General features: G+C 38.6%; 15 protein-coding genes. 2 read left to right on the top strand and 13 right to left on the bottom strand.

What is annotated here, in order from left to right:
* Nucleotides 1-8: 8 nt before the first annotated feature.
* Nucleotides 9-560 carry a helix-turn-helix domain-containing protein gene (locus ACVYAD_RS08870; protein WP_349661219.1) on the bottom strand — a complete coding sequence of 184 codons (552 nt, stop codon included), beginning with the start codon at nt 558-560 and terminating at the stop codon, nt 9-11.
* A gap of 125 nt (nt 561-685) precedes the next feature.
* Between ACVYAD_RS08870 and ACVYAD_RS08865 the strand changes: the two genes are divergently transcribed.
* Complete coding sequence (locus tag ACVYAD_RS08865; RefSeq protein ID WP_349661220.1) at nt 686-1417, top strand: AzlC family ABC transporter permease; 732 nt, start codon at nt 686-688, stop codon at nt 1415-1417.
* Complete coding sequence (locus tag ACVYAD_RS08860) at nt 1414-1740, top strand: AzlD domain-containing protein (protein ID WP_079559541.1); 327 nt, start codon at nt 1414-1416, stop codon at nt 1738-1740. The genes ACVYAD_RS08865 and ACVYAD_RS08860 overlap by 4 nt, the downstream gene beginning before the upstream one ends.
* A 210-nt stretch (nt 1741-1950) precedes the next feature.
* On the opposite strand, the gene ACVYAD_RS08855 is transcribed toward ACVYAD_RS08860, so the two are convergent.
* The 12 genes from ACVYAD_RS08855 to ACVYAD_RS08800 all read right to left on the bottom strand — a co-directional run bounded on the left by ACVYAD_RS08855 (nt 1951) and on the right by ACVYAD_RS08800 (nt 12157).
* On the bottom strand, nt 1951-2187 hold the full coding sequence (locus ACVYAD_RS08855; RefSeq protein WP_349661289.1) for a DUF2198 family protein: 237 nt from the start codon (nt 2185-2187) through the stop codon (nt 1951-1953).
* The gene (locus ACVYAD_RS08850) at nt 2187-3368 is read right to left on the bottom strand and encodes a PDZ domain-containing protein (RefSeq protein ID WP_349661221.1); all 1182 of its coding nucleotides are present in this window, start codon (nt 3366-3368) and stop codon (nt 2187-2189) included. The genes ACVYAD_RS08855 and ACVYAD_RS08850 overlap by 1 nt, the downstream gene beginning before the upstream one ends.
* A 203-nt stretch (nt 3369-3571) precedes the next feature.
* Nucleotides 3572-5017, bottom strand: coding sequence for a S41 family peptidase (locus ACVYAD_RS08845; RefSeq protein ID WP_432760158.1), 1446 nt, complete (start codon nt 5015-5017; stop codon nt 3572-3574).
* 326 nt (nt 5018-5343) lie between these two features.
* Nucleotides 5344-5511 (bottom strand): hypothetical protein, encoded by a 168-nt coding sequence (locus ACVYAD_RS08840; protein ID WP_476425915.1) that lies wholly within the window; start codon nt 5509-5511, stop codon nt 5344-5346.
* Nucleotides 5508-5633, bottom strand: a complete 126-nt coding sequence (locus ACVYAD_RS08835) for a hypothetical protein (RefSeq protein ID WP_476425913.1) — start codon at nt 5631-5633, stop codon at nt 5508-5510. The genes ACVYAD_RS08840 and ACVYAD_RS08835 overlap by 4 nt, the downstream gene beginning before the upstream one ends.
* Nucleotides 5634-5746: 113 nt before the next feature.
* Entirely contained in the window at nt 5747-6214 is a 468-nt protein-coding gene (locus ACVYAD_RS08830; protein WP_476425911.1) for a hypothetical protein, read from the bottom strand.
* The gene (locus ACVYAD_RS08825) at nt 6201-6788 is read right to left on the bottom strand and encodes a peroxiredoxin family protein (RefSeq protein ID WP_197139832.1); all 588 of its coding nucleotides are present in this window, start codon (nt 6786-6788) and stop codon (nt 6201-6203) included. Before ACVYAD_RS08825 ends, ACVYAD_RS08830 begins: the two co-directional genes overlap by 14 nt.
* Nucleotides 6785-7426 carry a hypothetical protein gene (locus ACVYAD_RS08820; RefSeq protein ID WP_476425908.1) on the bottom strand — a complete coding sequence of 214 codons (642 nt, stop codon included), beginning with the start codon at nt 7424-7426 and terminating at the stop codon, nt 6785-6787. Before ACVYAD_RS08820 ends, ACVYAD_RS08825 begins: the two co-directional genes overlap by 4 nt.
* Nucleotides 7427-7714: 288 nt before the next feature.
* Nucleotides 7715-9061, bottom strand: coding sequence for a murein hydrolase activator EnvC family protein (locus ACVYAD_RS08815; protein ID WP_476425906.1), 1347 nt, complete (start codon nt 9059-9061; stop codon nt 7715-7717).
* Between the two features lie 68 nt (nt 9062-9129).
* Complete coding sequence (gene ftsX / locus ACVYAD_RS08810) at nt 9130-10014, bottom strand: permease-like cell division protein FtsX (protein ID WP_349661224.1); 885 nt, start codon at nt 10012-10014, stop codon at nt 9130-9132.
* The gene (gene ftsE, locus ACVYAD_RS08805; protein ID WP_197139824.1) at nt 10004-10690 is read right to left on the bottom strand and encodes a cell division ATP-binding protein FtsE; all 687 of its coding nucleotides are present in this window, start codon (nt 10688-10690) and stop codon (nt 10004-10006) included. The genes ftsX and ftsE overlap by 11 nt, the downstream gene beginning before the upstream one ends.
* Nucleotides 10691-10963: 273 nt before the next feature.
* Nucleotides 10964-12157, bottom strand: coding sequence for a DUF4097 family beta strand repeat-containing protein (locus ACVYAD_RS08800; protein ID WP_476425904.1), 1194 nt, complete (start codon nt 12155-12157; stop codon nt 10964-10966).
* Between the last annotated feature and the right edge of the window lie 294 nt (nt 12158-12451).

Raw genomic sequence — 12451 nt, 5'->3', positions numbered from 1 at the left:
CGACACCTCTATTTATATTGCAAAATTAAATGTAAAATCGTTAGCTTTTCCGAAGTATTTTTATACTCATGGGGCTGATGTCCTGAGAATACTAGTGTATCCCCTTCTTCTAGCAATTCATGCATCTCTCCAGCAGAAATAACGGCTTGTCCTTGGATAACAGTTATAGTTTCTTCTACCCCTTCTGTGTGAGCCTCACTCCTGCTAATGGCTCCGGGCTCCATTTCAATCTTATAAAGCTCCCATCCACGCTCTGGATTATAAGGAATAATGGAATACACACGATATCGACCATCATCTTCATCCACATGTGGCGCATCCTTACTACTATATTTCATGAAGTGTGCTGTCGGTGCTTGTAGTAACGAAGAAAATGAAATGCGCAATCCCGCAGCAATTTTCCAAATCGTTGATACTGTAGGATTTGCCTCTCCCTTTTCAATTTGTGCAAGTTGCGCTTTACTTACACCTGTAGTCTTGGCAACATCGTCTAAACTTAAATGACGCTGTTGTCGAATCTTTTTTAATTGAAAGGCTAAATTCCGACTCATTTGTTCCATTTTAATTCACCAATTTCTATTGTTTATTTTATCAGACATATGTATACTCTAATAAACATTATGAACTATCAAACTATTCCGCTATTAGTATACATGGAAATTTTTAAGAAAGGATGATCTATTTTATGACAAGTACAACTGATTTTCAGAATGAAACGGTTAACACGCCAGACGATAGCTATTTACAAGGCGTGAAAGATTGCATCCCCACTTTACTCGGTTATATTAGCATAGGACTCGCTTTCGGTGTAGTAGGTTCCGCTTCTGGATTATCTGTACTCGAAATTGCACTTTTATCTATACTCATTTATGCAGGCTCTGCACAATTTATCTTTTGTGCACTTCTTTTAACAAATAGCCCTGCCTCTGCTATTATTGTAACCATTTTCGTTGTAAATTTGCGCCATTTACTAATGAGTTTAACATTAGCACCCCATTTCACACGCTATTCCATGCTAAGAAATGTTGGTTTCGGCACATTATTAACGGACGAAACATTTGGTGTAGCTGTTACGAAGCAAATGCAAGCCGGTAAGCTTTATGGTAAATGGATGGATGGGCTGAATATAACAGCCTACTCATTTTGGATTTTTTCTTGTGTAACGGGTGCCTACTTGGGACAATGGGTAGCAAACCCTGAAAAATGGGGCTTAGATTTTGCATTGATCGCTATGTTCGTGGCACTCCTTGTTTTACAGCTTAGCAGTGTAGGCAAAAGTAAAATAATGCATTATCTTATATTAATCGGCTATATGTTTGTTATTATGTATGGTCTTTCATATATTGTGCCTTCACATGTGGCTGTACTTCTTTCAACTATGATTGTAGCAACTATAGGGGTGGTGACAGATAAATGACGACAACTGCTACTATGGTATGGCTCATCATTGGCTGTGCACTTGTAACCTGGCTACCACGTATTATTCCCTTTATGTTTGTCCGAAGTGTGAAGCTACCAGAGGTTGTATTAAAATGGCTAAGCTTTATCCCAGTCTGTATTTTGAGTGCCCTTGTCATCGAAAACTTATTAGATACCGAAAATGGAAAAATTGTTACACTTAATTGGCCTGTATTTATTACATTTGTGCCAACGCTTATGATTGCACTTGTTACCAAAAGCTTATCTATAACAGTTGTAGCAGGGGTTATCATTATGGCAGCCGTAAGATTTTTCATGTAAAAAAGGTCAGTCTTAAAAGTGAGAAAGCTATCACTTTGGACTGACCTTGTATAGTAATATCAAATAAACCTTTTCATAATTACGTCCAGAATCGATTTTGTGCACCATAGGACGTGGCGTTCTTAAACCGAGTTCCTCCATTTCAGCAGGTGTCTTTTATACCGAAAGCGTAGCGACTCGTACAGGTGTATGACCAACCGCTGAAAGTAGTTAAAGCGTACTCTTGTTTTTCTTCATTTTACTTGCTAGCCAAAAGCCTACTGTTAACGAAAATGCATCGATGACGAATATAATAGACGGCGAAGTATAACCTGCATAGACAGATGCCGCCATAAGTGCAATGGCCAATATTAGCGCAACATACCGATTATACGTAATTCGAGTAAACAATAATACGAGTAATGCAGGTAAAAATAACGCTAACATCATTTTCCCGAAAACATCCATCATATATCCCTCGGCTCAGCTAGTAATAATCCAATACGATAATGATCATTGCTATATATAACATGCTGTGTTAAGCGTATTTCATTGTTACGATCTACTACTTCTAGACGACAATGTGCAGCATTTAATTGCAAAGCTTCGTATAAATCATTTTCAGTAAAAATGGCCTCACCATTTACTTTACGAATACATTCCCCTGCCTGTAAGCCCATTTTTTCAGCTGGTGAATCAGGTAAGACAGCCGCAATAATAGCGCCCTTTGAACTTGGGGCAACCGCGTAAATATCCGTTTTATCTTGTTGCGCGTAGTAGATTGAAATAATGATACGAATCACTACACCAATTGCTAGCGTTATAAAGCCGATGAATGGCTCCAAGGCAGCTGCAAGTCCACCTATTAAAATTACCTGTCCTAGCATTAGCACTGATCGGCCAATTTTAGGCAATTGCAAAGCCGGTAATTCTTTTCTAGAAAGCTTTGAAAAGCCAATAACGACTGGGAATAGTACAAGCGCAAAGGTACTCTCTCCTAATGTGAATTGTGGCCAATATGGGAAATCTACTGGAATAACATCACCAGGTATTACAAAGAAGATTGGTAGTACCCATACATTTCTTGAACGATAGACAATTGCCTGCATACCTCGCTTCGTCTTTTCAACTTGCGGCGTCGTGACCATCATTGCTGTTCGACGAATTAACATACCCTCAGCAATCACACATAGACCTGCTAAAATCGTAATCGTTACAATGGAGCCCTCTAATAAATTTACACCTTCTAAAGAGATTTTCCACCAAGAAAATGTCCAATTGAAGTGATACATCAACCATATCACTAACGTCGCAATCCCCATCGTATAAATAGGTGAAAGGGCATTAACGAAGTACAATAATAGTGCCAATGCAGAAATAGCGATTAAAATCATGATAAAAGCTTTTGGCACCGTTAAACCTAATCCAACACTCACAAGCGAAATAAGGAGGGCAGATAACCAACCATATTTCCATTGCCCCATCAGTTCTGTCCAACCCCAAATAATACGTCTATTAAAAAATTTACGCTCCTGCTTTACACGCCTATAACCTAATAAAATCGCAAATAAAATTGCGATATACATTAATGGGTTGATTAAAAAGCGGCCAATCGCTGTTACAATTTCTAATAATATATCACTAACCATACGAACACCCGCCGTTTCTATCTAGAATACTATGAATTTATTGTATCAAACGACTACACTCTTGCGTAGTACAATCTAGTAGAAAGCCTTCTATTCTTATTTTTTTCTTCATTTTGGTGGATATACCCGGTTTTTTATAATAAAAAATGAGGATATGAGACCAACTATCAGTCTATATCCTCAAATCAAACTATCACTATTTTTTATTCTTCAATATTATGCAATAAGAAGCTTGTCGCCATTTGGAACTGTAAATCATTTTGACGATCCTCTTTATATTTTTTCAACGTTTCGTTTAAGCTGTTAAAGAAGGTTGTGTCCATATTAAAATCCCCTTCTGCTTTTTTCAACTTCTTATCGTCTCGATAAAGCTTAACAGCCTCCTCCGTTGATTCATCCAAGTAACCGTCCAAACGAGCAATTTTATACCCTAGCATTTTTAAAGCATTTTGCGTATACGCAACTTCCTCACTCATGTCACCCTCTTTAAACTTCCCTGATAGTGGGTGCATTTGGAAAGCGAATAATTCATTTTGTTCAATCACTAAATTAGCCTCAATACCTTGCTTATGAATCCATTCACGCTTTGGTGTCAGCCATTTATTTGTGGACAATTTAAGCTCTCCACCATTTTTCAGTGACCAAGACTCCTGTACTGTTCCTTTTCCGAAACTCTTAACACCAACAAGGGAAGCACGTCCCCATCCTTTTAAAGCGCCACTAAGCACTTCACTAGCAGATGCACTGCCCGCATTCTGTAAAACAACAATCGGTATTTTGTACATTGACTGTAAATAATTCTCGTCAAAGCTTTTTGATTCTGTTTTTAATGGTTCCATAGCACCTTCAGCATTTTGCATATAGGCAAACACTTTGCCATTCTCCAACACTGTGCTTAGTAGCGCTGCGACGCTATGTAAATAACCACCTGGATTATCCCGCACATCAATCACTAATCCCTTAATATCTTTTCGTAGCAATTTACTCGTTTCAGCAACCCATTCATTGGCCGTTTTCTCACCAAAAATCGAAATTCCCACATAACCTATCGGCGTATTTTCTATGTTTACTACTTCGCTCGTCACTGTTTTATTAGAAATTGCTGCTCGTTCCATCGTCATTTTAATATGTTTATCTTCACTCGGACGATAGACGACAATCGTCACTTTCGTCCCTTTCTCCCCTTGAATTAAATGCATTAATTCACTCATCTTTTTACCTTCCACTCGAGTGCCATCAACTTGTACAATTTCATCGAGAGAGCGCATCCCTGCTTTATCTGCTGGGGACGAACGGACTGGAGACACAACAATAAATTTCCCGTTATTTTCAGTTAGCTCAATCCCAATGCCCACTCTTTCCTCAGCTAACATTTGCCGGTGCTGTTCCGCCTCTTCCTTCGAATAATAGGTACTATAAGGGTCCTTAATAGCATCTGCCATACCACGAAGTGCCCCTTCCACCAACGCATCTTTTTTCGTACTGTATACAGATTTTTTTTCAATTAAATTCATCGCTTCATTAATCGAATCAACCTCTGTAACGACCGGTTCCTTCTGATCCCCTAAATTAAACCAGTCAAAATAAATGCCACTCCCTAACAATAGACTACTAGCAAGTACGCCAACACCCGCCATCATTTTGCGCAAACCTTCCCTCCTCCGTCTCTTCTACTGTATGAATTTTATTTTTCAAACATACAAGATTAAGCTTCAAAATACTTTGTTGAATCCTATGATTTTTGTTTCGCTAGTATTCTATTGTGTATCGCAGGCTTTCTATTTCGTAGCGTGGGTATTCTATTTCGGATTGTAGGGATTTTCATTTTTTAGTGTGAGTGTTCTATTTCGGGTCGTGGGGATTTTCATTTTCTAGCACGGGTGTTGTTTCGCTGTTCGCGGGTATTTCCGTTCCTTCCGCGGGTATTCTCTCCCCATTCGCGGGTATTTCCCTTCCTTCCGCGGGTATTCTCTTCTCATTCGCGGGTATTTATCCTCCTCCCGCGGGTATTCTCCCCATTCGCGGGTATTTCCCTTCCTCCCGCGGGTATTCTCCCCATTCGCGGGTATTTCCTTTCCTCCCGCGGGTATTCTCTCCCCATTCGCGGGTATTTACCTTCCTTCCGCGGGTATTCTCTTCTCATTCGCGGGTATTTATCCTCCTCCCGCGGGTATTCTCCCCATTCGCGGGTATTTCCTTTCCTCCCGCGGGTATTCTCCCCATTCGCGGGTATTTACCTTCCTTCCGCGGGTATTCTCTCCCCATTCGCGGGTATTTACCCTCCTTCCGCGAGTATTCTCCCCATTCGCGGGTATTTACCTTCCTTCCGCGGGTATTTCCCTTCCTTCCGCGGGTATTCTCTCCCCATTCGCGGGTATTTACCCTCCTCCCGCGGATATTCTCCCCATTCGCGGGTATTTACCTTCCTTCCGCGGGTATTCTCTCCCCATTCGCGGGTATTTACCCTCCTTCCGCGGGTATTCTCTCCCCATTCGCGGGTATTTGCCTTCCTTCCGCGGGTATTCTCCCCATTCGCGGGTATTTCCCTTCCTTCCGCGGGTATTTACCCTCATCCCGCGGGTATTCTCCCCATTCGCGGGTATTTCCTTCCCTTCCGCGGGTATTCTCCCCATTCGCGGGTATTTACCTTCCTTCCGCGGGTATTCTCTCCCCATTCGCGGGTATTTACCCTCCTTCCGCGGGTATTCCCCTTCCTTCTTCGGGTATCCATTCACGAAGCACATGTATTTAATAAACAAAGAAATACTCACAAAAAAAATCTGCTTCGTTTCTTCTGGCAAACGAGCAGATTCTTTGAAATTTATTTTTTGCTTAGTCCATTGCATCTACATAGCTTTTTAACATTTCCGCATTCATCGGCCCTCTAATAGCACGTTGAATATATCCATTTGAATCAATAAAATAGGTTGTGGGAATCGTTATTACTTGGTAGTCTAAGCCGGCTGAGTTTTTCGGGTCGAGTAAAATAGGGAATGTTAAATCGAAACTTTCTCTAAATGTCATGACAGAATCTATTTTTTCGTCCTCTGTAACGTCTCGTTCAGCCTGTGTTAAATTGACAGCTATTATTTCTACATTATCTTTTTTAGCATTTTGTTCGTAATAATTTTGCATATGTGGCATTTCCGCCTTACATGGTGGACACCATGTTGCCCAAAAGTTTAACACGACTTTTTTTCCACGAAGCTCACTCAATGTTACATCTTCGCCATCCAAACTTGTTAAAGTAAAATCAGGTGGTGTATCTCCATTTTTTAAACCAATCTTTCGTTCGTCCATTTCTTTCCCTAGTGAAGCTGTTTCAATTTCACGATCTTTATCAATCTGCTGTTTAACATATGTACCAATCATCGCGACTACTAATAACACGACGATAAGTAGTCCAATATTTTTTTTCATTCCTTACCTCCAAATGATTTAGTTTCGCTAGCAAGACGCTGAACCCCTATACCTACTATAAATAATATGACGCTCACTCCTACAGCCGGTTGCCATAAACCAAGCGGCTGAAAGAAGGCCACAATTATAAGACCAAACGTATATAAAAATAATGCACGATTGATAGCGGCTATTTTCCATAATATGATGACTGTTAGTGTGCTTAGCACAAGTAAAGTAATCACTTCGCTATTGGTTGGATTATCATTTAGTAACACCACAAGGCATTGATAGCTCGATTGCGTTAAAATGATTGCCCAGCTACAAGCAGCAATTCCAGTTTCGTCTAAGTGGATTTTTTTTCGATTCCACCAAAGCTGTAGTGATACTGCCATAGCTCCTAAAAAGACACCGATTGTTCCACCATTGAAGTAAAGGAGCGCAAACGGTTGAGCAATAACAGCTTTAAAATCAGTGACGATTACGCTAAATTTCCAAACGAGAATAAAGGTAAAGACTGCGTCTCCATATACCCCCGCCCATTTTTTCGGAAACTGTACGCGTATAACGAGCCACACAATAAAAAATGCCACAAGCAAAGCGACCGCAGTTGCTGGTAATGTTAATGTCCGGATAGAGAACCATTCTGTATTATTCACCTAATAAATCCCCCACAAAAAAAGATAGCTTCAGCATAGCATATATTCTTTATATGAACTGTCATTTCACAGTGTGTTCAAAAAATCTCCCTGAAACATGAAAAAACAGACTTTTGCTGAACAATTTTATTGAAATACCCATCTAGGTATTCACACTATAAATATATTACATAAAATGGTGCCACACTAGGAAAAAGGCTTCCACATAATACTAGATCTTAACAAATGTGCATGGCAAACAAAAAAGCTATACATTAGAAGAACTCTAATGTATAGCTTTCAATATGTTTATACCGGAATATATTTTAATGGATTCACACTTCCGACTGCTTGTCCTCGCCAAGCGCCGATGTGCACTTCAAAGTGTAAGTGAGGTCCTGTTACACGTCCAGTCATACCCATTGTTCCTATTTGCTGACCTTGGGATACTTCTGAACCAACACTAACATTGAAAGAATTTAAGTGTGCATATACTGTCGTATGGATTTCGCCATTGATAGAATGCGTAATGATTACAACATTACCATACGAGCTAAGTGGTGCAGCGTAAGAAACAACACCGTCAGCAGCTGCCCAAATTGGAGTACCTGTGCTATTTGCAAGATCGACTCCATAGTGGAACTCTGGGCCTGCGCCAATATTACGCCAGCCATAAGGTGATGTTAAACGGCCATTTGTTGGCTTAATCCATGTACCATTCGATGGTGGCGCTTCAACTGTTGAAGACCCTCCACCACTATTATTGCTTGAATTGCTTGAACTGCTTGAATTACTTGAATTAGATGCTTTTGCTGCGGCTGCGGCAGCAGCAGCGGCTGCTTTACGTTTCTCTTCTTGTTGACGAGCAATTTCAGCTAATCGATTTTGCTCATTAATGATTTTTTGTTGTAAATCGGCACTAATATCAAGAGCCTCTGAATATTCTTTTTCAAGCAATACTTTTTCAGTCTTCAGCTTTGCTTGTTCTTTTTCTAATTGATCAATTAATTTGTTTTTCTCAGTTTTTTGTCCGTTTAATGATGCTTTTAAACGATCAAGCTCAGCTTTTTTATCTTCGAGCTTTTGGCGTTTGCTTTCTAAAACTTGCTTTTGTTCTTCTAACTTTTGCTTATCCTCTTTTTGATCTTGGATAATTTGACGATCCGCTTCTAGTAAAGCATTAACAGCTGAGAATCGATCGATGAAATCTACGAAGCTATTAGAACTAAGTAGTACATCTATATAGCTAACGGAACCACCCGCCTGAATGGCACGAGCACGATCCTCTAACAATAAGTCACGTTCTTCAATTTTACGTAGAAGCTCGTCTATACCATCTTTTAAAGACTTTATTTCTTTATTTGTAGATTGAATTTCTGCTAATACATTTTTAATATTGCTATTCGTTTTATCAATTTCAGCATTTAATGTTTGAATTTGATCTAATATTTTTTGCTGCTTGTCTTCATTTACAGTAATAGCATTTGATTTATTTTTGATGGATGAATTTAAGCCATCTTTCTTTGATTCAATTTGTCTTTTTTCATCTTTTAAATCCGATAAACTATTTGCATAAGCTGATGGAGTTTGGATAAAAAGACATAGTGCAGATGCTGCAGCAAGTAATTTCATTAAGTTTTTCGCCATACTTTTCACCGGTTGAACTCCTTTTCGACTATTAATTTTGGTTGATGCTCGTTCTGCCTCGCATACCTTAGCGAAAGCTAAATTTTTAAAAACTTACGTACTGACATGAAACTTCCCCAAATACCGATTAGCACACCGATCAGTAATAGTAGACCACTTACTTGGTATACAAGCGGTGAGAAATCAAGCACTTGAACAAGTTCGCCTTTTAATCGAGGCGCAATAATTTTATATACATTGTGGTAAAGAGTTGCGATAACCGCAATTGGAATAATAGAACCTAAAATTCCAAGCCACATTCCTTCTAATAAAAATGGGATACGCACGAATGAATTCGTTGCTCCTACAAGTTTCATAATCTCTATTTCATCTCGACGTGCAATAATAGTAATTCGAATCGTATTAGAAATTAAGAAAATCGCTGTAAATAATAATCCTAAAATAAGCACAATCCCTACGTTACGGCTAATATTTAAGAAGTTAAACAGCTTTTCTACTTTGCCTTCACCATACATAACGTCATATGTAAAATTAAATTTATCAATTGTTTTAGCGACTTTAGCTGTTTGCTGAGGATCTGAAGCCTTCACATAAATAACATTACGTAATGGGTTACTTTGCTCAAATAGTTTAAAATCTTCCCCAAAATCTTTTACTAATTTGCTTAATTCATTTTCCCTAGTTGAATAGGTCATCTCTTCGATATCTGGCAATTTCTTAATTTTTTCCATGAGCGCTTTTTCATCAGCTTTACCTGCTGTTTCATCAATTAACACTTTAATTTCAACATCGTTTTCTAAATCTGATGCTACTTTATTTAAATTCATCATAATAAGCGCAAAGACACCTACTAATATTAATGTAACTGTAACTGCACTTACGGAAGCAATAGTCATCCAGCTATTACGGCCAAGAGACTTTATACTTTCTCTGAAGTGACGTTTTACTGTATTAAATTTCATAACCGTAGTCACCTCCGTGCTCATCACGGACAATCATTCCGCCTTCTATTGCAATTACTCGACGACGAATCGTATTTACGATTTCACGGTTATGTGTTGCCATTACTATAGTTGTACCTCTCGCATTAATTTCTTCAAATAAATTCATAATCTCCCAAGATGTTTCAGGGTCAAGATTCCCAGTAGGTTCATCCGCAATAACGACCTTCGGCACATTCACAATCGATCGTGCAATCGAAACACGCTGTTGTTCGCCACCTGACAGTTCATTAGGGAACATTCTTGCCTTTTGCTTCAGTCCTACAAGCTCTAAAACCTCCATCACTCGACGGCGAATTTCCACTGGTTCCTCCTCGATTACCTCTAGAGCAAACGCTACGTTTTCATAAACATTCAGACGAGGTAAAAGTTTAAAATCTTGGAAAACCACTCCGATTTGACGGCGTAAAAAAGGTACTTTTTTATTTTTCAAGGAAGCTAAATCTATACCATTAACAGTGATTTCTCCCGAAGTAGCTTTTTCCTCGCGATACATTAATTTAATGAATGTAGATTTCCCCGCTCCACTTGGACCTACAACGTAGACAAATTCACCTTGCTTTATGTTAATGGAAATCCCATTTGTCGCAACAACACCATTTGGGTACTTCTTTGTCACATTTTTCATTTCTATCATATTTAAACCACCTAAATCTCTTACCATGTAAGAGGTATTTCGTTACCTATTATAACACTCTATTTCTACCTTTATTATTACAGTTTCATTTCATTCCGTGGTAGTTCTTGTTATTTCGTTATCTGATTGCCATAAATGTTTTAAAACCTCGACAAACAAAAAAACAGAAATCGAGCCTATTAGAGGAAAGTCGATTTCTGCTTTTCTAAAGTTTTTAAGCAAAAAAAAGCATTCAAACTATGTTAGTATACATAGCCTGAATGCTTTTGTTAGTTAAACAGTTTGCTCGTCAGTCGTTGTATAGCGTACTAAAACTGCACCTGTTTTAGACTCACCTTCGATAAATAGACGATTAGCATTCTCTACTTCTTTATCGAAACGTACGACTTTTGATAAAAATTGATCCTGTGATTCCATTTTTGAAGCATCTTGAATACCTACATCTACTTTACCAAAATTCGTAACAATTTTACCGCTTAACGAGATTGTACGTGGCACATACAATTCAACAGCTCCTGCGACTGTTTGTGCTTTGATTTTCGATGAATTAGTAGAGCAAGTTGTGACCACAACATGTCCATTAACCGATTTTGCTTCAACTTCATCCAATGCGCCATCTAAATAAACACGGCCATTCAATGTTTCAGCCTCTAAATCTTTACCACGAACATTTGTTAGTTCAATGGAACCATTAGAAGAATCCACTTCTGCCTTTCCAAAGTTAAACTTAGAGCCTTTAATCGCACCGTTTAATGTCTTTACTTTTAAATGCTCGAAATCCGTATCTTGTAAAGTAACACTTCCGTTCATTAAACGTACTGATAATTTTTCTAATTTATCCTTTGGAACAAGGACTTTCACATTTACTTGCACAAGCTTAAGTTGACTTAAAATTCGCAGTGAATCTCCATCTTCCTTGACAACGAATTGCTCTAGGAAATTAGCACGTGTTTCCTCTTCACTATCATTAACAAGAGGTGCCTTTACCTTGCAAACGACTTGGAAGCTATCTCCTTCAGCGGTTTCTAATGAAAAATTGCCATTCGGTAATTCAGCAATTATTTTATCTACATGTTCAGCTGCAACTTCTTCCGTATGTGAAAACTCAAATTTATCACCAAATGGAGAAGATACATCAAATTCTTTGACCTTTTTTACTGCCGTATTCATCATATCCATAAAAAGTGAACCAATTTGTGATAAATCTTTACGGAAATCCTTCATTTCTTCTTGGAAATATTTAGGGAAATCTTCATCTTTTTGCGATTGTTCACTCTTATGACTTTCACCTTTAAATACTGACTCTTTCTCTGTTTGGGAATGCTGGCCCTCATCTGACACATCATTCATAACATGTTGAGTGGACTTGCTAGGTTGCTCTAATGCTTCTAATAATGTAATCGCCTCTTGCGCTGAAATTGTTCCTTTTTCCACAAGTTCTAAAATTCGTTGACGTTCATTTTGCATAATTAAAATTAGCCTCCCTCAGTTCGTTATAGTATTTATACGAAACGCATTGTGAAAAGTTTCACCAAAAAACGAAAAATTGGGAATATACCTTATTTTAGGCACATTACCATTACGTGTGGTTGATTTCCGTTCCAGCTGGTTGCGTCCAGCCATAACTCCAATCAACTTATTCATATGACATACGTTTAAATAGAATGTCACCCAACTTTTGAAATTTTATCGATTAACTTTCACGTTTTATTACCCTACTTTTAGTTCTTATCGACATCCACCTTCCCAGTATGCCCCTAA

It is taken from the genome of Lysinibacillus sp. G1-3, from assembly GCF_056322905.1.
The sequence above is the reverse complement of the archived record's forward strand: the minus strand, read 5'-3'. Positions and strand labels throughout refer to the sequence as shown.